Below are 21,506 nucleotides of genomic sequence, written 5' to 3'. Positions count from 1 at the left end.
GCCTGTTTTTTATAGGATAACAACGTGTTGAACCGGTTACATGCAACCGCTTAATATACGGTAGAATTCACAATGATAACGGTTTATAATTAGACGTATTGAGCAGTGTCACACGGTTGACACCCAGATTTAGGAGGAACATATAATGGCAAAAGACGTGAAGGGAATTGCAGCTAGTGATGGGATCGGGATTGCCCCGGCATACCTGTTGGTTGACCCAGATCTGTCCTACGACAAGGTAAAGGTTGATGACACGGCGGCGGAATACGCTCGGGTTGAAAAAGCCTTCCAAGACTCAATTGAAGAATTGACGCAAATCAAGGAGAACGCTAAGGATCGCCTTGGGGAAGAAGAGCTGGGCGTGTTTGACGCTCACATCGCCATCTTATCTGACCCGGAAATGCTGGGCCAAATTAAGGATAACATCGAAAACAACCACACCGGTGCCGAAGAAGCCGTTGACAAGGTAACGACCGCCTTTGCTGACATGTTGGCCGCCATGACCGACAACGCCTACATGCAAGAACGGGCTGCCGACGTTAAGGACGTTGCTAAGCGGGCAATGAGCCACCTGTTGGGTAAGCAATTGCCAAACATCGCCGGCATCAACAGCCCGGTGGTGATCGTGGCCCACGAAATTACCCCATCCGATACTTCTCAGATGGACGCTAAGTTCGTCAAGGGGATCGTAACCGACCTGGGGGGCCGGACGAGCCACGCCGCCATCATGTCCCGGACCTTACGGATTCCAGCCATCGTTGGTTCTAACAAAATCACGACTTCCGTTGAACACGGTCAAATGATGATCGTGGATGGTTTGAACGGGGACGCCATCATTGACCCGAGTGACGACCAAGTGAAGGAATACGAAGCTAAGGCCGAAGCCTTCGAAGCCGAACGGGCAGAATGGGCTAAGTTAGTCGATGCCCCATCCGTTTCTAAGGACGGCAAGGAATTTGAAATTGCGGCCAACATCGGGACGCCGGATGACACGGAAGACGCCGTTAAGCAAGGTGCTGACGGGGTGGGTCTCTTCCGGAGCGAATTCTTGTACATGGACAACGACCACATGCCAAGCGAAGACGAACAGTTTGAAGCTTACAAGAAGGCCGTAGTGGGCATGAATGGTAAGCCAGTCGTGGTTCGGACGATGGACATCGGTGGGGACAAGCCGCTCGATTACATGCCACTGCCAAAGGAAGAAAACCCATTCTTGGGCTACCGGGCCATCCGGATCTGCTTGGACCGGCCAGAACTCTTCAAGACCCAATTACGGGCCCTGGTGCGCGCCTCTGAATTCGGACCTGTTTCAATCATGTTCCCAATGATTGCGACGGTGGCCGAACTTCGTCAAGCCAAGGCGATCTTTGAAGAAGCCAAGGCTGAAGTTCAAAAGGATCACCCAGGTCTGGGCGACGACGTTAAGATCGGGATGATGATTGAAATCCCGCTGGCCGCTTTAAACGCCGCTCAACTGGCTAAGGAAGTGGACTTCTTCTCCATTGGGACCAACGATTTGATCCAATACAGCTTCGCCGCTGACCGTGGGAACGAAGCCGTTTCCTACCTTTACCAACCGCTGAACCCAGCCTTCTTATCCCTAGTTAAGCACGTCATCACCTCCGCTCACGAAAACGGCGCTAAGGCCGCCATGTGTGGGGAAATGGCCGGTGACGAAATGGCACTGCCACTCTTGATGGGGATGGGCCTGGATGAATACTCCATGTCCGCTACTTCCATCCTCCGTACCCGGAGCATGATGAAGAAGCTCGACACCAAGGAATGGGCCGGCTACGTTGACGAAATCATCGCCAACTACGCCACTGTTGAAGAAGTTCAAGACTTCGTGAAGAGCAAGTTGGGCTAAAAAATTGAACCAATTAATTAAACACTAACTAAAACTGCTAATTTTACCTAACAATAGGTAGCGTTAGCAGTTTTTATATACACCTGAATTATTCATAGTTCATAAAAATCCCGCCAGTTTTCGTATTTTTTCGAAAACTGACGGGTATGTCTTTATCTTTTGCTGAAATACGATGTTTATCAGTTCTAGCTAGTGAGATCTTTCAACTAACTCAGAATTGCTTTGAACTTTTGGATACACTTGTCCCTTGGTTGTACAGATTTTTTTAATTTTACCGGTTATTCAATAGCCTGGATACGCTGTAGAGCCTGGTAGGACAGCCGATGGTAAACATGATACGAGCTCAGCCGCAACTGAATTCGTCGGTCAGTATGCACAACACGTGCCGCAACTTTGAATAAACGAATCCGCAATGTGCTAACGCACAAGCCGGAATCATGTTTTGTCAGTGCTAGCTGCTTTAAAAAGTTGACAATATTGTAAGCCAGTACACTAACCATCATCGGGGCAGCATTGGCATTAAACGTTGAACTATCAGTCTTATCGAAAAAGAAACCTGTTTTAGCTTCTTTGATGTAATTTTCCATTTGGCTGCGTTTGTGATACAGTTCGAAGGCAGTTTCAGCCGTTAAATTAGTCAGATTAGTGACGATAAATTCATGTGAAAAGATCAGTTCACCAGCTACTCGAGTTGATTTAATATAAATCTGCCGTGGCTTAGGCCACGATGCTGATTGATAGATTTCAGAGTAGTAATGGGTCTCTTCCTCTTACCACTGGGTTTGATCACTGATCTTGACGAACTTTTCAGCTAGATTCTGTAATTTTCGATTGCGTTTGAGTCGAATAATGTAAAACACATCGTTGGCTTCACAGACATCGTAAACTTCTGGCGTGGCGAAGCCACTATCACCACGAATCAGAATGTCAGTCGTGGGCAGCTGAGTTTGATAATTCGCCGCCCTCAAAACCAAAAAATCCTGTCAACGAATCACCACTATGGTAATCCATCAACAAGATTTAGTGTAGAGCCAATTTAATTCAACTTTTGGCATAATGAAGTTCCTTTCAGATTTCACAAAGTCCTATTTAGAATTTACACCAATTATACGGACATAACCCGCAATTTATATCTATCGGGGAAGTAAGTCTAAGAAGCTCGTGTGGGAGATCTTTTTTGTTGTTTTATTAGTTGCGGCGTTTAATCTGGTGTGTTGTCTGAATATCGTACTTGAAGGCATAACAAATAAGCCTACCATCGTGACGTTATTGTGGTAGCTAATCTAGGCAATCAGCTGGTAGACGCGTGTGAACATATTGGCCTGATTGGAGAAGCCATAACAAGCACGTTTGAGCTCCTTGATCTTACGGTTGATACCCTCTATCGGTCCGTTAGAGTAGGACGATTTGGCGGCGTTAATTACTCCATTAAGATTCTTTCGTAGGGTATGCATGGCCGTATCTAGGGGCGTGCCGTTAGGCTGATAGTTAGTGATGATATTCTTGAGTTCATCAGCGTGACGCCCCATCAAAACATCGTGGAGATCGATGTAGGTTTCATAAGCTGTTTTGAAGGCCGGAAACGTATCGGTTCCAATATCAATGGCGTTCTGTTCGGTCGAGTACTCATTCAGGCCGAAGAGGTAGCGGCTCTTTTGTGCGTCAGGGTTGGCCTTGTGGAATAGGCGCCATAGTGATTTCAGTACTTTATATTCCCGCGAATGCTTGTCGAGTTACTTTAAACATTGAGTGCGAATGGTACCCATCGTCCGGCCCATTAATTGAATAATGTGGAACCGATCAATAATGAGTTCGGCGTTAGGGAATAGTTCGTGCACGAATGCCTGATAGGAGGCGTTCATGTCCATGATGACGCGTTGAACCGCGGCCCGTTCTGCGGTGCTGTACTGACTAAGAAAGAACTGTTTGATGGTTCTATTAAGGCGGTCGCTAAGTACTTTAACTGATTTGTGAGTGTCGGCGTCAATGCAAATAAACGACATGGAGCCGTGCGTGGAACGGAATTCATCAAAGCATAGATTAATCGGTAACCGGCGGCTCGCGTGTGGATGAATATTAGCCGTCAAAATACGCTGAACTGAGTTTGTCGAAATACCGGTGAGACTGGCGATAGTCTTAGCCGGGAGTGATTTACTGGCTAGCTTCAGCACATGAGTCGCTAGTCCGTGACCGATGGCGTGGTTGGTTGATACCACTGGAGTGGTGGCCGTACAAGTGCTATGGCAGTTACTACAACGCCAGCGTTGCTTGTTTAGCTCTAGAATTACGGGCCGGTCCATGGGTCCTGCAATGTGGACATGAGTGAGCTTGTGTCCGTTAGGGTGCAACGTATTGTATCCACAGCTGGGACAGCGCCTGAGTGTGTAGGTAAGCTCTGCCTGGATGACCAAATACTTTTTGCGACCCGAGCCCCGACCATGAAATTCCTCACGAGTACCGAACACCTGAATGTTTGTGTCTGTAATTCCCAGTAATTTAAGTGTATTATCTAGTTGAGACATCTATTCCTACCCCGCTTATCTTGAGTTTCGTCGCTTAAAGCATAGCACTAGGGAGGCTTAGATGCCTTTTTTTGTTATCAAAAAGGGCCTAGTACTTTTGGAATGGAAATACTTTCCAACACCAAAAATTCTAGACCCAAAATTAATAGGCAATGTAGTCGTCTAATTTTTTCATATTGGTAATGATAATTCGGCGTTTACGATCATTGCTCATGCCAAAGTCAATGATATCTTCAAGCTTAAGTTTACGCATCATACGGCTAACACTGGTTTGATTAGCAATGCCACAGAACCCAGCAATATCTTCATTCGTCACGTTAAAGTCAATCAACACGCCGGCCCCATCGGGAAGATCCCGACCAAACTTCTCAGCAATGTCATGTAAGAAATTAGCCAGTGCCCCCATCTTACCGTTCATGGTGAGTCGTTGAATCCGGGCAAAGGTTTCTGATAATCGGTGTCGATAATACTGTTTAACGTAGTTCTGTAACTCTGAATTGGCATTCACGTACTGCCAAAATTCTACCCGATTAACCTGATAAAAGGTTGCCGTCTCCGATTCAATGCGGACGTTAAAAGGTTGCTCATCATATTGCAAAGCTTCGTCATGTAACAGTGAAATAACGTCAGGTTGGTTGATATAAGAAATGTTAAATTCACGTCCGTCTTGCAAGATAACGGACGTCTTAATGATGCCTTCTTTCAAAATAAAGACATTAGCGTCCTTCAGACCGTGGAAGGTTAAATAACTGTGATACTTCTTCGTGATCGTCGAAATCTGTTTGTCCTTTAAGAAGCGGACCAGATCATCAATATCTTTATTCGGCAAAAGCGGTACTCCTTCCAAAATTAATTATCGTTAGCAAAGTCCTATCTTAGCGAAAAAGGATATCCCTTCGCATTAACATTTGGTAATGACACTGGCTATTGATATCCGATTATTCACTTTCATAGTGAGGATTGTCAATGAAAACGAAAATGAAACGTTTATAATTGCTAACTGTACCTTTGAAAGAAAGAAGATTGATTAGATTATGGCAGACATTAAGCTCCCTTATGACCACGGATCGGTCACGGCACACATCAACGATGCCAACCTAGCCGGCATCTTGGTCTCCAAAGCGGCGACCTATCAAGCCAGCCTCTCTGAAAAAGACTTGGTTGAACAGTCGTTAGACAACCCTATCGGTAGTCCTTCCCTAGAAGAATTGGCTACGGGAAAGAAAAATATCGTGATTATCAGCTCTGATCACACCCGGCCCGTTCCTTCACACATCATTACGCCAATCTTACTTCGGCGCTTGCGCTCAGTAGCACCAGAGGCGCGGATTCGCATTCTCGTAGCAACTGGATTCCACCGACCTTCAACGCATGCCGAATTAGTCGCCAAATATGGCGAAGAGATTGTGGCCAATGAAGAAATTGTTATGCATAAATCTCAAGTTGATGAAGACATGGTGAAAATTGGTAAGCTTCCTTCTGGCGGTGACCTCATTATCAACAAGGTGGCCGAAGAAGCCGATCTATTGATCTCCGAAGGCTTCATTGAATCCCACTTTTTCGCTGGGTTCTCTGGTGGGCGCAAGTCCGTCTTGCCGGGTATTTCTTCTTACAAGACAATCATGGCTAACCACTCCGGTGAGTTTATCAACGACAAGCACTCTCGAACCGGGAATCTTCACCACAACATGGTGCACCATGATATGGTCTACGCCGCCAGAAAAGCTGGTTTAAAGTTTATTTTGAACGTGGTTTTGGATGAAGACAAGCACATCATTGGCTCCTTTGCCGGTGACCTTGAAGCGGCTCATAAACAAGGAACGGATTTTGTTAGTGAGTTAGCTGGTGTTAAGGCCATCAAGAGCGACATTGCCATCACCACTAATGGTGGTTATCCACTCGATCAAAATATCTATCAAGCAGTTAAAGGCATGACGGCCGCTGAAGCCACCAATAAGCAAAACGGGACGATTATCATCGTAGCTGGCTGTCGTGATGGTCATGGTGGTGACGGCTTTTATCACAACATTGCTGACGTCGCCGATCCCCAAGAATTCTTGGATAAGGCGATTAACACACCGCGCTTAGAAACGGTGCCTGACCAATGGACTTCACAAATTTTGGCCCGGATCTTGGTTAACCACCACGTGATTGTGGTTTCTGACTTGGTTGAACCCAGTCTCATCACAAACATGCATATGGAACTGGCAACCTCAATCGATGACGCACTCGCCAGCGCCTTCAACCGTGAAGGACCTGCAGCCCAAGTGACGGTCATTCCCGATGGTCTTGGCGTAATCGTAAAGGATGAATAATAATGGCATCAACTGATTTATTAACTTGTCTCCAACAAGTTGCTAACCACCAACTCACACCAGAACAAGCTGCCAAACAGGTCAGCGATACCGGGTTTGATGACCTAGCCTACGCCAAGATTGATACGGCGCGGACGCAACGAACTGGTTATCCTGAAGTGATCTATGGCGCTGGTAAAACCGCGCAACAGATTGTGGGCATTGTTCAAGCTATGGAGAAACGCCAACAACCCATCCTCGTGACACGAGTCGATCTTGAAAAATCAGCGGCGGTCCAAGAAATACTACCTGAATTGGCCTATGACCAAACCTCACAGACGTTAGTCCGAACTGCCCACGCCTTACCTGCGGTCGGAAATATTGCCATTGTCACGGCCGGTACTTCCGACATGCGAGTGGCTGAAGAAGCTGCTGTGACTGCAGAACTTTTCGGCAACCAGGTAACACGCGTCTATGATGTTGGCGTAGCCGGAATTCATCGGTTATTTGCCAAATTACCCCTCATTCGCCAAGCCAACGTTGTGATCGTCATCGCCGGCATGGAGGGCGCTTTAACTAGTGTCGTCGGTGGCCTAGTCGATCGGCCAGTGATTGCCGTGCCAACCAGTGTCGGTTATGGCACCCATCTGAACGGTCTCACACCACTTTTGTCAATGCTCAATAGCTGTTCGGCCGGTATCAGTGTCGTTAACATCGATAATGGCTTCGGCGCGGCTTACAATGCCAGTATGATTAATCATCTCGTGAAGGAGGAGCAGCCATGAAAACATTAGTGTTAGATGCTTTTTCGGGCATCAGTGGTGACATGTTCCTAGGGGCGCTATTTGATCTCGGATTATCTCAAACAGACTTTGAAACCGAATTGAAGAAACTACCAGTGACCGGTTACCATTTGACCGTCACCCCTAGTAGTCGCTCAAGCATTCAAGGCACTGACTTCGATGTCATCTTAGACGACCACCAGGTTAAAGACAATGGCATTACAGAACATGGTCACCATCACGGCCGGAGCTTTGCAACAATCAAGCAACTCATTGCGCAAAGTACATTAGCCCCCACCGTTAAGCGGCGGGCCACTGCGCTGTTTGAACAGGTCGCAATTGCTGAAGGCCACGTTCACCATAAGTCTTTAGAAGACGTTCACTTTCATGAGGTGGGCGCTATTGATTCCATCGTCGATATGGTCGGCGCGGCGATTGCCTTGGAACTGATGGGCATTGACCGCGTTATTGTGAATAATCTGGCTGACGGGAGCGGTACCATCGAGATTGCTCACGGCACCGTTCCCGTCCCAGTACCGGCTGTCATGCAGATGCGGATTGGAACTGCCATTCCGATTCATCAACGTTTCGATGTGCATACGGAGCTGATTACCCCCACCGGTATGGCCATTGTCAAATGCTGTGCCACGGCCTTTGACACGACCAGTGACGGCGTTATTGAACGGACCGGCTACGGTTTTGGTAAACGTGAGACTGGCAGCCTAAATGCATTACGGGCCACACTGGTAAATTCCCAGTTAAGCCAGCAAACGGTCAATCAAGAACAGGATCACGTCACGCTGTTAGCAACTAACCTTGACGATATCACCGGCCAACAACTAGCCGATACGATTGCGGGACTGTTAGATCGCGGCGCAAAGGATGCTTGGAGTGAACCCATTGTCATGAAAAAAGGTCGCCCGGCTTACAAACTTTGTTGTTTGATTACTCCCCAACAACAAGCCGCCATTGTGACCTATCTGCTAACAACCACCCCAGCGATCGGAATTCGTTACCACCACGTTCACCGTGCCATCATGGATCGCCAGGTTAAGTTAGTCACGACTAGCTACGGACCGATTCATGTCAAATATCTGCGCTACCATAACACAACCAAGCGTACCTTAGAACATGATGATTTGCGACAATTGGCAACCACTCATCAGCTGACTATGGCTGACTTACAGGCCAAGATTTTAAATGAACTTACCACTATGGAACAGAAAGGATAATCAATTATGATGACTTTAGCTGATAAAGAAACAACTTTACAAAATACCTTAAAAGCTTACAACCGGGTCGTAGTCGGTTTCTCTGGCGGAATTGACTCGACCGTTGTTTTGAAAGAGGCTTTAGATGTTTTAGGCCACGATAATGTCCTCGCAGTCGTTGCCAACTCCGAACTCTTCTTAGATGCAGAATACGAAATGGCTGGTCAACTAGCCAAGGACATGGGCGCACAAGTTACCGGTATTCAATTAGACTACTTGGCTAATGATCAGATCAAGCACAATACCCCTGAATCTTGGTACGCCATGAAGCAGATGTTCTACCAAGCCATGACACAAGTAGCGACCCAATTCAATGCTGATGCCGTATTAGATGGCATGATTATGGATGATAATGCTGACTTCCGGCCCGGTCTGCGTGCACGTGACGAAGCCGGTGCCGTCTCCCCACTTCAAACAGCCGACCTCTATAAACGCGAGGTTCGCGAATTGGCTCAAAGCTTAGGGCTAACTAATTGGAACAAAGTGGCCTCTTGCTCTGTTTCTTCCCGCTTCCCATACAACACAGACTTAACGAGTGAAAAGCTCCAACGCGTCATGGCCGCTGAAACTTATTTACGCAGCTTAGGCTTTGCTACCGTTCGGGTTCGGGTCCACGATCAAATTGCCCGTATTGAAGTCCCAGTTAACCAACTTTCACAATTAGTTGCTCAAAATGAAAAAGTTTCTGAACACTTGCGTCAGTTGGGGTATAATTATATTACTGTTGATTTACAAGGGTTCTCCAGTGGTCGGATGAATCAAACGCTTTCGGTAGCACAAAAGGAGAAAGTTTTAGTGGGGTAGAATTTACATGCATTATTCTTTATTGGTTCGTTGTATCGCAGAATTTATTGGGACGGCTATCATGGTTGCCTTGGGTAACGGTTCCGTCGCTAACGTTGAATTAAAGGGTACCAAAGGTTATCACGGTGGTTGGGTCTTAATTGGCTTTGGCTACGGTATTGGGGTCATGATCCCCGCCTTAATGTTTGCCACCGTATCGGGTGCGCAAATTAATCCTGCCATGACGCTGGCTATGGCCGTTACGGGTAATTTCCCTTGGGGCGAAGTAGCGCCCTACATCGTGGCGCAAGTCTTGGGGGCCATCATTGGTCAACTCACTTTGGTATTGGCTTACAAGCCTTACTACGACAAAACAACCGATGCAGAAGCCATCCTGGGAACCTTTTCCACGATTGATGCCGCTGACAGCAAGTTAAATGGGTTCATTAACGAATTTATTGGAACCTTTTTACTTGTGTTGGGGGCCATCAGTATGACGGCAGATAAACTTGATCCACGGGCGGATTTTATCGGCTTAGGCTTCTTAGTCATGTGTTTAGTCATTTCCTTTGGGGGACCAACTGGTCCAGCGTTGAATCCCGCCAGAGATATTGGCCCACGGTTACTCCACGCCATTTGGCCATTTGAGCATAAAGGTAGCTCCCAATTTGGGTATAGCTGGGTGCCAATCATCGCGCCAATTGCTGGTGCGATTGCGGCAGCCGTCCTCTATCAGGGCGTCTTCCAATAAGCTCTAACTCGTTATTTTTGAAAAAGTAAGTTGCCCGGCTTTATCAGGCAACCTGCTTTTTGTTTTTAGAAAGGACGTTCCTTTCAATGAAAAAGCTGATCTTTACCGCAGCGCTTCCCTACTATCTTCTCTCTTTTTTGCTACATGCCATCGCGCTTCTTTGTCTGTGGCTCGCCGCTAGCCAACAACCAACTTTCTGGGGACTCGGCTTACTGGCTTACACACTGGGCCTCCGTCACGCCTTTGACGCCGATCACATTGCCGCCATTGACAATACCGTTCGCAAGCTGGTGAATCAGCGCCAACCCGCAACGGGAGTGGGCTTTTACTTCTCGCTGGGCCATTCCACGGTAGTGTGTCTCTTAATCCTAGTCGTCAGCATCTCGATGTCTTTAGTTAAGCAACACCTACCGATTTTAGAAAGTCTGGGTGGTCGAATCGGTGGCTTGGTATCTGGGAGCTTTTTGTTAATCTTAGCTTTTGCGAACTTGTTAATCTTTATCAACTTGTATCGAACAACTCGTCAATCGGCTACCACCACGGACGAGCTCTTACAACAACGGGGCTTCCTAACGCGAATTTTAGCGCCACTCCTCCGCTTGATTAATCATAGCTGGCAAATGTATCCAATTGGCTTTCTTTTTGGCCTCGGCTTTGATACGGCCACGGAGATTGCCTTGATTGCCCTCTCGGCAGGCCATGCGCAAACGGCGGGTTGGGGCGTGGCTGCCTTTCCGCTGCTCTTCGCTGCCGGAATGAACCTCATGGATACCACGGACTCTGTTATGATGACTGGTGCTTACCAGTGGGCATTTGCCACACCGGAACGCAAACGACATTATAACTTGACCGTTACCGCGATTTCGGTCATTGCCGCCTTTATGATTGGCAGCATCGAATTGCTCCAAGTGGGCGTCAGCCTCATGAAGAAAGCCAGTGGGATGTGGCTATGGCTGGGAAACTTGGAATTCGGTCAGGTGGGTTATTATCTGGTCGCCCTACTGCTGATCGTGTGGGCCGCAGCCTACTTGGGTTGGCATCGTAAAACGCATAAACTAGAAGAATAGAACTGGAAGACGCTACTCGGTAAGTTAAGACCGAGTGGCGTTTTTTGGAAGTTCGTCAAACATCCTAAAGTAAGAGGTATCAAGATTGTGACGACAATCTTGATACCTCTTTTACTATACTTAAATTAAGGTTGAGGTCGTCAACATCAGTGGAATATACATTCCGAGTGTCAAACTGGCCCAACAACACGTAGTGAACAGTTAGATTTAGGATGTGGGTCCTTGAGATCGAATTTAGAAAATGAACGAATCTGCGAAGTTGTTACCTCAAAAATATATGGAAGGCGATAAAGTGCACGTTTTAGGTATTGATGTGAGTCGTGGAAAGGGGAGTGTAAAATATTTTGTGTAAATTGATACCTTGAGGGTATTGAAAAAGGGAAAGCCTTCCCCGTATGATTGAAATCGCTAAAAACCAATCAGAATACGGAGGCTTTCCCCATGAACCAGTTTAACAAAGATATTATCGCAGCGCTATCTTCAGACAAAGATATTACCCTGAATGAAGTCTTACGTCGTCAAATCGAAGTGGCCGCTAATCAGTTCCTTCAAAATGAACTGACTGCGGTGCTAGGCTACGAACCACATACTCGGATCGACCGATCAAAAGACGACGTGAACTACCGGAACGGGACGTACACCCGCACGATCGACACTGAGTATGGTGAAATTAATCTGACGATCCCACGGGACCGGTTAAACAAGTTTCAAAACGCCCTCTTCCCTCCTTACGTGCGTCGGACTGATGGACTGGAGGAAATGGTCATCAAGATGTACTCCAAGGGCGTCACAACTCGTGAAATCGCTGATATGGTTGAGAGAATGTATGGCCACTACTACTCACCAACCACGGTTTCAAACATCACTAAGCGGACGGAACACCTGGTTGAAGAGTTCCACGAGCGCAAATTCAAGTACTCACAGTACGTCTGTGTGTTCCTCGATGCTACTTACATTCCGTTACGCCGTGGTACCGTTGAACGAGAAGCCGTTAACGTAGCGATCGGAATTCGAAGTGACGGCGGTAAGGAAGTTCTTGACTACAGTATCGCACCGACCGAGAACGGAGCCGCTTGGTCTGAACTACTCCAGGGATTACGCGCACGGGGGATTAAAGATATTCAGTTGTTCATCGCCGACGGTTTAGTTGGACTTCAATCTGCGATTGAGGCTAACTACCCGCAGGCAAAGTTTCAACGGTGCTGGGTCCACGCAGAGCGCAACCTGTTAGGGTACGTTCGCAAAAACGATCGCAGGGAGATTATCACCGACTTTAAGGCTATTCGGCAAGCAGAGAACCTACAAGCCGCCAAAGAACGATTGGCGGCTTTCAGTGCTAAGTGGGAGTCCAGTTATAAGCGTCGAATCAAGAATCTAGTCCAAATGGAGGAGCTATTCACGTTCTTCTAACATGTTAGACGTGACCGACTTGGTTGACGAATATCAAACTGGTGATCAAATGGCAACCCGGGTTGCCAGTTCCGACGTCTTGCAACAACTTGCCAAGGCAAACCCACAGTTCTGGGGTGGAGCGGCTGACCTGGCCTCCTCAAACAAGACGGCCTTAAAGGACGATGGCAACTTTACGCCCGACAACTACGCCGGCCGCAACGTCTACTACGGGGTCCGTGAGTTCGGGGCCGCAACCGCAACTAACGGGATTAACCTTCACGTGGGGAGCCGTGCTTACGTAAGTACCTTTATGGTCTTTAGTGACTACCTTAAGGCTGCCATTCGCTTGGTTGCCATTCAACACTTACCATCAATCTTCATCTTTACTCACGACTCCTTAGCCGTTGGTGAAGACGGTCCCACCCACGAACCAATCGAGCAGTTGGCAATGTTACGGACGATTCCAAACGTTCAGGTCTTCCGCCCGGCTGATGCGCACGAAACAGTGGAAGCTTGGAAGGTGATTGCTAAGACGACGGATAAGCCAAGCGTTTTGATCGCATCATGGCAAAAATTGCCGGTGTTAGATGAAACGAAGGGCGCCGACGTTGAAAAGGGTGCCTACATCATTTCGCCGGCCAAGACGCAAGAACCAGATGGGATCTTGTTAGCGTCTGGGTCCGAAGTTTCCTTAGCCCTAGAAGTTAAAGCAAAGCTTCAAAAGCAAGGCGAATACGACATTCAAGTGGTTTCCGTACCAAGTATTGAACGCTTTAAGGAACAATCCGCTGATTACCAAGAGCAAGTCTTACCGACTGGTGTTCGTCACCGACTGGCGGTTGAAATGGGGAACACGCAAGCTTGGTACCAATTTGTGGGCCTTGACGGTCGAGTTGTCGGCGTCGACACCTTTGGTAAGAGTGGGAAGGGACCGGAAGTGGTCGCGGACTACGGCTTCACTGTTGATCACGTTGTTGACGTTTTCAACAAAATGTGGGAAGATCAAAATTAACTGTCAGCTAGGATAAAATCAAATCCATTAATACCAATCCACGGTTGATAGTTAATTTCGTTGTCTCAAGGATGCGAAGTCATTGTGATTACCAAGTTACCGGCCAGTTAAAACCGTGTGAGCAGTGATCATTAGTTACTCTCCTTACAACACCTTACAGTAATGATCAATAGCGAACCTGGAAGTAATGAGCGGATCGGAATGACTCGCATTCTCAGACTTGTAAAAAAGGCCGGGGTTTCCGGTCTTTTTTAATGTAAAACTAAACATTGGAGATGATATAGTTATGGATCAAAATGAATTAAAAGCACTCGTTGGAAAAGAAGCCGTTAAGTACGTTGAAGATGGTATGATCGTTGGGTTGGGGACCGGGTCAACCGTTCGCTTCATGGTGGATGCCCTAGGTGAACGAGTTAAAAACGAAGGTTTGAAGATCGTTGGGGTGACTACTTCACGTCGGACAACCAAGCAAGCAACTGAACTGGGGATCACGATCAAAGATATTGATGAAGTTGATCACGTTGACCTTACCATTGATGGTGCCGATGAAGTGAGCAACGATTTCCAAGGTATTAAGGGGGGCGGGGGCGCCCTGCTTTGGGAAAAGGTCGTTAACGATGCCTCAACCAAGAATATTTGGATTGTTGACGAATCAAAGTTAGTTGATAAGCTTGGCGACTTTGGGGTACCAGTAGAAGTAATCCCGTTTGGGGCGGCCCACGTTTTCCGCAAGTTTGAAAAGAAGGGCTACCAACCGCAGTGGCGGATGGACGGGGATAACCGTTACCTGACTGACGAAAAGAACTACATTATCGACCTCAAGATGGGGAAGATTGATGCCCCGAAGACCCTAGCTGAGGACCTTATTCACACCGTGGGCGTTGTTGAACACGGTCTCTTCTTGGATCGGGTCAACGAAGTAATCGTTGGTCGCCAAGACGGCCCGGAAGTTCTACACGCGCGATAAAAAATAGGTTTTGCTAACAAAAAAGGAGTGTAACATGCGTGCACTCCTTTTTTTGTCGAAATTTTCAGATTGGTCTAATTTTAATTTTGGCTGAATCTATGAAGAATCGATCATTCATTATGCGGCGATTATAAAATTTGCGCAACCGCTTGGGTGAAAAATCGACGCCCTTATTCCAAAATGGTCTATCCAATTAAATAAGCGTTAAATTAGCTTTATTTCATCGCTAAATCGGTTGATATAATTGAATTAAACATAATTGGTCTTAACAAATTAACCGCTCCAATTTACAAAAAGGTTGTTGACCCAGTTGGGTGAGACGTGCATGATATGAAGCATGACGAACTTAATAATGTGAAATTGGTATACTCTTAAAAGGAGCGATTTAGTTATGCAATTTACGAACCAAGCAACGATTGAAATTTACGCCGACGGGGCCGACATTAATGACATGCGTGAAATGGCCAAGTTACCGGAAGTGACTGGCTTTACCACCAACCCGTCCTTGATGAAGCGGGCTGGGGTAACCAACTACCTGGCCTTTGCCAAGCAGGTGGTTGCCGAGTTCCCGTCGATGCCGGTTTCCTTTGAGGTCTTCACCCAGGACCCGGATCAGATTAAAGAAGAGGCCACGATCCTGTCCTCTTTGGGGCCCAACGTCTACGTCAAGGTACCGATCTTATCCTTAGATGGGCAACCCAATATCAACCTGTTGCGTGAACTCTCCAACCAGGGGATCAAGCTTAACGTAACGGCGATCACGACCAAGGAACAGGTGCGCTGGGCCTTAGACGCCCTCGATCCCGTGGTGCCCGCGATTGTGTCCCTCTTCGTTGGGCGGGTCGCCGACACCGGGGTTGACCCGACTTCCTTTGTGATTTGCAGCTCGGCAATGTCATACCGCTACCCCAACGTGAAGTTGCTCTGGGCGTCGACCCGGGAAGTTGATAACATCCGCCAGGCCGAACAATCCGGCTTAGACATCATCACGGTACCACCGACGATCCTGCAAAAGTGGCTATCGCGCCGGGACATGACGCCGGCCGACGTCGCCTTAGACACGGTGCGTGGTTTCGAAGAAGACATCCAGGCACTGGGCTTTAGCATCCTCGATGACGTCGCTGACCCGGTTAAGTAAGGAGGGGGAAGAATGCAACGAGAAGAAATGCTGGCGGTTAACGCCCTACGCTTTTTGAGCGTCGATATGATTAACCAAGCTAACAGCGGTCACCCCGGGATTGCCATTGACGCCGCCCCGATGGCCTACACCCTGTGGGAACGGGTGATGAACTTTAACCCCCGCGACCCAGAGTGGCTTAACCGCGACCGTTTTATCCTCTCGGCGGGGCACGGCTCGGCGTTGTTATACAGCCTCTTGCACCTCAACGGGTTTGACCTGTCGCTCGCCGACTTGAAGGCTTTTCGCCAACTCGGCTCCAAGACTCCCGGTCACCCCGAATACGGCTGGACCCCAGGGGTGGATGCCTCGACGGGCCCGCTCTCCCAGGGGCTAGGGATGGCGGCTGGGCTGGCAATGGCCGAAAAGCATTTGGCCGCCGTCTACAACCGGCCGGGCCTGCCGCTGATCGACCACTACACCTACGTTCTGGCCGGTGACGGCGACTTGATGGAGGGGCTCAGCCAGGAAGCAATCAACCTGGCCGGTCAATTAGGGCTGGGCAAGCTGATCGTCTTGTACGACTCCAACCAGGTTTCCTTAGATGGCCCGCTAAGCTTTAGTAGCCACGAGGACCCACGCCAACGCTTAACGGCAGCTGGTTGGCAGTACCTGGTGGTTGACGATGGCAACGCCGATCTGGATGCGATTGAAGCGGCGATCAAGCAGGCCCAGCAAAGCACGCAGCCAACCATGATCGAAGTTAAGACCACGATTGGTTACGGGGCCCCGAATGGCGGCACAAACAAGGTGCACGGCGCTCCCCTGGGGGAAGAGGGGCGTCAAGCGATGGCCGACTTCTATTCCTGGTCAGCGGCGCCCTTTGAAATTGCCCCGGCGATCCGCCAACGCTTCGAAACCGCGGTGGCTAATAAGCGGGCAGCCTACGACAACTGGCAAGCCCTCTTTGCCACCTACCGGGCTCAGTACCCAAAGGAAGCCCGCCAGTTGACTAACCCGCAATTAAGTGTGACGGGGGTAGCGACCACCCGTAAACCGGGGGAGAAGGTGGCGACTCGTCAAGCTAGTGCGGAGGTCTTGCAAACGGTGGCCGGCGCCAACCCGCAGTTCTGGGGTGGGGCGGCCGACCTGGCTAGCTCGAACAAGACCTTCTTGGACGGCGGTGGCACCTTTGGTAAGGACACCCCGGCCGGCAAGAACATCTTCTTTGGCGTCCGCGAGTTTGGGATGGCCGCGGCCGTCAACGGGATCAACCTCCACGGGGGGACCCGGGCCTTTGGGAGCACCTTTTTAGTCTTCACCGACTACCTGCGGGCCGCCATCCGCCAAGCGGCACTGATGCACCTGCCGTCGATCTTTATCGGTACCCACGACTCGATCGCCGTGGGGGAGGACGGGCCGACCCACCAGCCGGTAGAGCAGCTGGCTAGCTTCCGGGCGATGCCGAACCTCAACGTTATTCGCCCCGCTGACGCTAACGAAACGGCCGCGGCCTGGCGGGTGATGGCACAGACGACCGACCGCCCGTCGTTATTAGTGGCGTCACGCCAAAGCTTACCGGTGCTAGAAGAAACGGTGGACGCACCGGTCGAGCGGGGGGGTTACGTGTTGGCGGATTCGAGTCGTGAGGTGCCGGATGGCATTATCATTGCGGCCGGTTCGGAAGTCTCCCTAGCCTTACAAGCCCGCGAGCTCCTTTTCGATGACGGGATCGATGTTCGGGTCGTTTCGATGCCAAGCACTAACCTTTTCGATGAGCAACCGAAGGCGTACCGAGATGCGGTCTTACCGCCACAAGTAACCCGGCGGCTCGCTGTCGAGATGGGTGCCAGTCAGTCGTGGTACAAATACGTCGGCTTAAACGGAAAAGTTATGGGCGTTGACCGGTTTGGTATTAGCGGTCAGGGGGCCGAAGTCGTTAAAGCCCTGGGCTTCACGCCGGAACACATTTTTCGGGAGTATAAGCATTTAAATAAAACGAATTACCTAGCCGTCAAAACACCTGTGATTCAATAAACCACGTTGCAATTGGTCGATAATCCATATATAATACGGTTGGCGAAAGCGCTACCACTCGCAGGTCAAGTTCGTAGATAACTCGGTTAACCGTCCAATTTATGACCCCGGGGTAATTTCCCGGGAAATACATAGATGAGCACTGGTTTAATTCGGTCCTCTCGTAACTATTCTGCTGGTGGGGACATCAAACAGAATAGGAGTGATTAGATGTTTAACTTCTTAAAGCCGTCACCGGACGCAACGAAACTGGTGCCTAAAGAAAAGGTCGCCGGCGAATACCGCAAGCGTCAGGCGGGGGTCTTAGTCGCCACTTGTGTTACCTACCTGTCCTACTACATCATTCGGCTGATTTTCACCACCGAACAAAAGCCGATCATGGAGGCGTACGGCTTTTCAATCGGTCAAATTGGGCTGATTTTATCAACCTTTGGGATTGGTTACGGGGTGGCCAAGCTGTTCATGGGGGGCTTAGCCGATAAGTCCAACACCAAGTGGTTCTTGGCTTCCGGGCTGTACCTATCTTGTATTTTCAACGCCTTCTTGGGCTTCACCAAGAACTTTTACATCATCTTATTCCTGATGATCTTAGTGGCCGTGACCCAAGCCATGGGGGCCGTGGCCTGCCAACGTGAAATCTCGCTCTGGTTCGCTAAGAAGAACCGGGGGACGATGTTCTCCATCTGGGCCTCTGCCCACAACGCCGGGGCCTTTGCCTGCGTGGCCGTGATTCAAATGGCCACCCTGCTCTTCTCAGGTTCTTTAACGATGGTTTTCTTGACCGCTTCCGTTATCTCAGCTATTATCGCAACCTTAATGTTGCTTATTAACTCGGAACGGCCAGAAGCAGTAGGGCTGCCAAACATGGCGGAATACTCTGGTTACGTGGAACTGGACGAAAAGGGGGAAGCTACCTCCCAAGAACTTTCCCAAAAGTCCTTCACCCAGATCCTCTTCCAAGACATCTTGACTAACAAGGTGGTTTGGGCCGTTACTTTGACGTCAATGTCAATTTACATTGTCCGTTACGGGGTCATGAGTTGGATCCCAAGTTACCTGCCGACCAAGGGCTTCTCCGCCGACTGGGCCAAGTGGTTAGTCGGGATCTTTGAACTTTCGGCCGTGCCAGGGGTAATCATCTTAGGGTTGGTCTCCGACTTCTTGAAGGGGCGCCGTTCCTTAGTTTGTTTCATCTGCGTGATTGGTTTGATTGCCTGCCTGATCACTTACTTTACTAGCACCAGTCAAGCCGTAATCACGGTAGTCCTCTTCATTATGGGGAGCCTGATTTACGCCCCACTGTCCTTAGTGGGACTAATGGTCAATGAAGCCGTGCCGAACTACGCCGTTGGGCTGTCGACCGGGTTCATGGGCTTCTTCCAATACGTCTTCGGTGAAACGGCCGCGACGGCCCTGATCGGTCAACTGGTCGACCACTTTGGTTGGGGCGCTTCGGCGACGACGATTTACGTGGCGGCCGCCGCTGCCTTCTTGCTCTTGGTTTACCTGGTCTTCAAGGAACGCAAGATCATGCAAATGGAAGCCAAGGCCAACGCGGCTAACGGAAATTAGGAAGTGCGACCCAACCTCCTCGACGGGGCGTATGGCTAAGCTGGGACGAACGGTTGATGCGGTACGCATCGTTCTTCGGCCAGCTTAGACACTAGCCCCGTGGTGGGGAGCACGTTATGGAAGTGCGACCCAACCTCCTCTAAATGAAACAGCCACCCAATTCGTAACTTGGCGAATTGGGTGGCTGTTTTATCTCTAGGAGTAATTTCTTGCTTTATTTGTTTTTGCCGGCGTCCCACAATTCCTTAGCGACCGGGACCTTACCTAGTTCGGTGATGTCGTCTTTATCCATCACCACTAAATTGTTGTTGCCCTCCGCCAGCTTAGAGAAGGCCAGTAGGCTTTGGTCGCGGAAGTACTTGTCGTCAACGCTACTCAGGGCCTGGCGAATCTTTTCAATCCGGTAGGCTTCGGCGTCGGCCTTGGTCCGCGTCGCCGTGGCTTGGGCCTGCGCGGTTTCGACCAGGGCGGCGTTTTTAGCGTCGGTGGTCAGCTTGATGTTGCGGGCTTCCCCTTCGGCCCGGGCGATCGTGGCTACCCGTTCCCGGTCGGCGGTCAGCTGCTTGTCCATCGCCTTTTGGATCTCCGGTGACGGGGTCAGTTCATCAATGTTGACCCGGTCAACGTTAATTCCGTACAGGCCGGTTAAATCGCCGATCGCAGCGGCCAGCTGGGCGTTGATGTTGGAAGTCGAACCGAGGGCCTGGTTTAATTCCAGCCGGCCGATGATGTCGCGCAGGTGGCCGCGGACCAGTTGGATCATCGACTCCTCGGAGTTGGTGTTTTCGTAGCTGTACTTAACGGCGTCGGTGACGTGGTAGTTTAACGAAACCGAGGCCTGTACGTCGGCGTTATCGCTGGTGATGACGCTGTACTTTTGCAATAAGATGGGCTGCATGGCCAAGCTAACGTGGCGGACGTGTTGAACCAGGGGAATGTACAGGTGTAAACCGGCTTCGACAGTCCGGGAGTACTTCCCTAAGGTTTCAATCAGCCCCTGGGTGTTTTGCTTGACGATGGCAATTCCGAACATGCTAAAACCTCCTGTATGTTTGGCACTGCGGTAGGAAACTCCGGTGGCGACGGGGCGGTTAGTGTTTTGCTTGGCTGGCGCCGTTGGGTTATCCGGTTTTTTCTTGGCCTCGCTTTTAGCGGCGAAGTAGCCGTAAAGGAGAAAGAAGATGATAAATACGATTACAAGGGAGAAAAACATCAGGCATCATCCTCGCTTTCGTTGGTGGGGGTGAGGGTTAAGACGTTATCTTTGACTGCGGTGACCACGAAACGTTGGCCGGGTTGTGGCTTGCCCGCAATCCGGTAGCGGTAGTAAATCCCCCGCACCAAGACGAGTGGCTCGGTGGGGTCGAAAGCAGATGGGGTGACGATTTGGCCAACCACGAAGCGCCCCTCTAAACTGGTCATCCCGGTCGCCGGGACCTTGCTAGCGGTGGTCAGCATGGAAGCCGCCACCTCTTCTAGTGGGCGTCGTTCGCTTTGCGCCCTCTTTTCAAGGGCCCGAAAGGCATCTTCGTCAAGGGAAATTGTCAGTTGATGCGAAACCATAGGGGCGCCGTCCTTTCATTCAAAACCTAAACCCGTACGACCTCCACGTCGCAAGCGGCGTTACGGACCACGTAACTAGTGACCGAGCCGACAATCAGGCGTTCGACCATCGACAGGCCGGTGGTACCAATCACGATTAAATCGTTGTGGTGGTCGGCGATAAAGTCGCGGGCGATCACCTGCTTGGGGTTGCCAAAGCGGATGTGGATAGCGACCGATTTAACCCCGCTTTCTTCGGCGTGCTTCTTTAAGTCGCCCAGCCGCTCCTGGGTCGTTTTAACCAGGTCGAAGGTTTGGCTGGTGCTCAGCGAACTGGCAATCGCGTAGCCGTCGGTCAGCTGGTTAACCTGGGCGACGTTTAGGATGTCTAAGTGGGCCTGGTGCTTTTTGGCGGCGGCAATCGCCTTTTCCATGACGACCGGGGTCGCCCGGGAGCCGTCGATGGGGACTAAGATGCGTTGGTAAGTTCCGTTTGTCATAACAATTCCTCCATTCATGCTTTCACCTAT

General features: G+C 49.7%; 16 protein-coding genes and 3 pseudogenes. 13 read left to right on the top strand and 6 right to left on the bottom strand.

Going from position 1 to position 21,506, the window contains the following annotated elements; genetic code table 11:
* The first annotated feature begins 145 nt into the window (after nt 1-145).
* Complete coding sequence (ptsP, locus tag FG166_RS09265) at nt 146-1,867, top strand: phosphoenolpyruvate--protein phosphotransferase (protein ID WP_003681139.1); 1,722 nt, start codon at nt 146-148, stop codon at nt 1,865-1,867.
* Between the two features lie 278 nt (nt 1,868-2,145).
* Here the strand turns inward: ptsP and FG166_RS09260 are convergent.
* The 3 genes and pseudogenes from FG166_RS09260 to FG166_RS09245 all read right to left on the bottom strand — a co-directional run bounded on the left by FG166_RS09260 (nt 2,146) and on the right by FG166_RS09245 (nt 5,218).
* Nucleotides 2,146-2,835 (bottom strand): annotated as a pseudogene (locus FG166_RS09260) (IS1380 family transposase).
* Between the two features lie 315 nt (nt 2,836-3,150).
* Nucleotides 3,151-4,389 (bottom strand): annotated as a pseudogene (locus FG166_RS09250) (ISL3-like element IS1165 family transposase).
* A 142-nt stretch (nt 4,390-4,531) separates the two neighbouring features.
* Nucleotides 4,532-5,218, bottom strand: a complete 687-nt coding sequence (locus tag FG166_RS09245) for a Crp/Fnr family transcriptional regulator (RefSeq protein ID WP_035430688.1) — start codon at nt 5,216-5,218, stop codon at nt 4,532-4,534.
* A 205-nt stretch (nt 5,219-5,423) separates the two neighbouring features.
* Here FG166_RS09245 and larA point away from each other — a divergent pair, with 205 nt between their 5' ends.
* The 12 genes and pseudogenes from larA (at nt 5,424) to FG166_RS09185 (ending at nt 19,434) form a co-directional block, all read left to right on the top strand.
* Nucleotides 5,424-6,704, top strand: a complete 1,281-nt coding sequence (larA, locus tag FG166_RS09240) for a nickel-dependent lactate racemase (protein WP_003681152.1) — start codon at nt 5,424-5,426, stop codon at nt 6,702-6,704.
* A gap of 2 nt (nt 6,705-6,706) precedes the next feature.
* Entirely contained in the window at nt 6,707-7,468 is a 762-nt protein-coding gene (gene larB / locus FG166_RS09235; protein WP_003681154.1) for a nickel pincer cofactor biosynthesis protein LarB, read from the top strand.
* Nucleotides 7,465-8,697, top strand: coding sequence for a nickel pincer cofactor biosynthesis protein LarC (gene larC / locus FG166_RS09230; RefSeq protein ID WP_003681156.1), 1,233 nt, complete (start codon nt 7,465-7,467; stop codon nt 8,695-8,697). Before larB ends, larC begins: the two co-directional genes overlap by 4 nt.
* Nucleotides 8,698-8,703: 6 nt before the next feature.
* Nucleotides 8,704-9,540, top strand: a complete 837-nt coding sequence (larE, locus tag FG166_RS09225) for an ATP-dependent sacrificial sulfur transferase LarE (protein ID WP_003681157.1) — start codon at nt 8,704-8,706, stop codon at nt 9,538-9,540.
* A gap of 7 nt (nt 9,541-9,547) precedes the next feature.
* Nucleotides 9,548-10,270, top strand: a complete 723-nt coding sequence (locus FG166_RS09220) for an MIP/aquaporin family protein (protein WP_003681159.1) — start codon at nt 9,548-9,550, stop codon at nt 10,268-10,270.
* Nucleotides 10,271-10,356: 86 nt separating this feature from the next.
* Nucleotides 10,357-11,337, top strand: a complete 981-nt coding sequence (locus tag FG166_RS09215; protein WP_003681161.1) for a HoxN/HupN/NixA family nickel/cobalt transporter — start codon at nt 10,357-10,359, stop codon at nt 11,335-11,337.
* A gap of 441 nt (nt 11,338-11,778) precedes the next feature.
* Nucleotides 11,779-12,744: pseudogene (locus FG166_RS09210) on the top strand (IS256 family transposase); the annotation flags it as partial.
* 4 nt (nt 12,745-12,748) lie between these two features.
* The gene (locus FG166_RS09205; protein WP_262337642.1) at nt 12,749-13,741 is read left to right on the top strand and encodes a transketolase-like TK C-terminal-containing protein; all 993 of its coding nucleotides are present in this window, start codon (nt 12,749-12,751) and stop codon (nt 13,739-13,741) included.
* Between the two features lie 286 nt (nt 13,742-14,027).
* Nucleotides 14,028-14,708 (top strand): ribose-5-phosphate isomerase RpiA, encoded by a 681-nt coding sequence (gene rpiA, locus FG166_RS09200; protein WP_003681165.1) that lies wholly within the window; start codon nt 14,028-14,030, stop codon nt 14,706-14,708.
* A 391-nt stretch (nt 14,709-15,099) separates the two neighbouring features.
* Nucleotides 15,100-15,846 (top strand): transaldolase family protein, encoded by a 747-nt coding sequence (locus FG166_RS09195; RefSeq protein ID WP_003681168.1) that lies wholly within the window; start codon nt 15,100-15,102, stop codon nt 15,844-15,846.
* A 12-nt stretch (nt 15,847-15,858) separates the two neighbouring features.
* On the top strand, nt 15,859-17,862 hold the full coding sequence (gene tkt / locus FG166_RS09190) for a transketolase (RefSeq protein ID WP_003681170.1): 2,004 nt from the start codon (nt 15,859-15,861) through the stop codon (nt 17,860-17,862).
* 210 nt (nt 17,863-18,072) lie between these two features.
* A complete protein-coding gene (locus tag FG166_RS09185; protein ID WP_003681172.1) occupies nt 18,073-19,434 on the top strand; it encodes an MFS transporter in 1,362 nt (453 codons plus the stop codon).
* A gap of 214 nt (nt 19,435-19,648) precedes the next feature.
* On the opposite strand, the gene FG166_RS09180 is transcribed toward FG166_RS09185, so the two are convergent.
* The 3 genes from FG166_RS09180 to FG166_RS09170 all read right to left on the bottom strand — a co-directional run bounded on the left by FG166_RS09180 (nt 19,649) and on the right by FG166_RS09170 (nt 21,476).
* Entirely contained in the window at nt 19,649-20,467 is an 819-nt protein-coding gene (locus FG166_RS09180; RefSeq protein WP_003685435.1) for an SPFH domain-containing protein, read from the bottom strand.
* 179 nt (nt 20,468-20,646) lie between these two features.
* Entirely contained in the window at nt 20,647-20,997 is a 351-nt protein-coding gene (locus tag FG166_RS09175) for an ANTAR domain-containing protein (RefSeq protein WP_003681175.1), read from the bottom strand.
* Between the two features lie 26 nt (nt 20,998-21,023).
* Nucleotides 21,024-21,476: a universal stress protein gene (locus FG166_RS09170; protein WP_021350218.1), complete on the bottom strand. Its 453-nt coding sequence runs from the start codon at nt 21,474-21,476 to the stop codon at nt 21,024-21,026.
* Nucleotides 21,477-21,506: the final 30 nt, after the last annotated feature.

This window comes from Limosilactobacillus fermentum, from assembly GCF_013394085.1.
Lineage (GTDB): Bacteria > Bacillota > Bacilli > Lactobacillales > Lactobacillaceae > Limosilactobacillus > Limosilactobacillus fermentum.
Note: the sequence above shows the minus strand (reverse complement) of the source record. Positions and strands in the feature narration are given on the sequence as shown.

Bases quoted from the DNA above. Each gene is read 5' to 3' on its own strand.
- rpiA (WP_003681165.1), top strand. From the start codon at position 14,028: ATGGATCAAAATGAATTAAAAGCACTCGTTGGAAAAGAAGCCGTTAAG.
- FG166_RS09170 (WP_021350218.1), bottom strand. From the start codon at position 21,476: ATGACAAACGGAACTTACCAACGCATCTTAGTCCCCATCGACGGCTCC.
- FG166_RS09175 (WP_003681175.1), bottom strand. From the start codon at position 20,997: ATGGTTTCGCATCAACTGACAATTTCCCTTGACGAAGATGCCTTTCGG.
- FG166_RS09215 (WP_003681161.1), top strand. From the start codon at position 10,357: ATGAAAAAGCTGATCTTTACCGCAGCGCTTCCCTACTATCTTCTCTCT.
- larB (WP_003681154.1), top strand. From the start codon at position 6,707: ATGGCATCAACTGATTTATTAACTTGTCTCCAACAAGTTGCTAACCAC.
- FG166_RS09220 (WP_003681159.1), top strand. From the start codon at position 9,548: ATGCATTATTCTTTATTGGTTCGTTGTATCGCAGAATTTATTGGGACG.
- larE (WP_003681157.1), top strand. From the start codon at position 8,704: ATGATGACTTTAGCTGATAAAGAAACAACTTTACAAAATACCTTAAAA.
- larC (WP_003681156.1), top strand. From the start codon at position 7,465: ATGAAAACATTAGTGTTAGATGCTTTTTCGGGCATCAGTGGTGACATG.
- tkt (WP_003681170.1), top strand. From the start codon at position 15,859: ATGCAACGAGAAGAAATGCTGGCGGTTAACGCCCTACGCTTTTTGAGC.
- FG166_RS09205 (WP_262337642.1), top strand. From the start codon at position 12,749: ATGTTAGACGTGACCGACTTGGTTGACGAATATCAAACTGGTGATCAA.
- larA (WP_003681152.1), top strand. From the start codon at position 5,424: ATGGCAGACATTAAGCTCCCTTATGACCACGGATCGGTCACGGCACAC.
- FG166_RS09180 (WP_003685435.1), bottom strand. From the start codon at position 20,467: ATGTTCGGAATTGCCATCGTCAAGCAAAACACCCAGGGGCTGATTGAA.
- ptsP (WP_003681139.1), top strand. From the start codon at position 146: ATGGCAAAAGACGTGAAGGGAATTGCAGCTAGTGATGGGATCGGGATT.
- FG166_RS09185 (WP_003681172.1), top strand. From the start codon at position 18,073: ATGTTTAACTTCTTAAAGCCGTCACCGGACGCAACGAAACTGGTGCCT.
- FG166_RS09195 (WP_003681168.1), top strand. From the start codon at position 15,100: ATGCAATTTACGAACCAAGCAACGATTGAAATTTACGCCGACGGGGCC.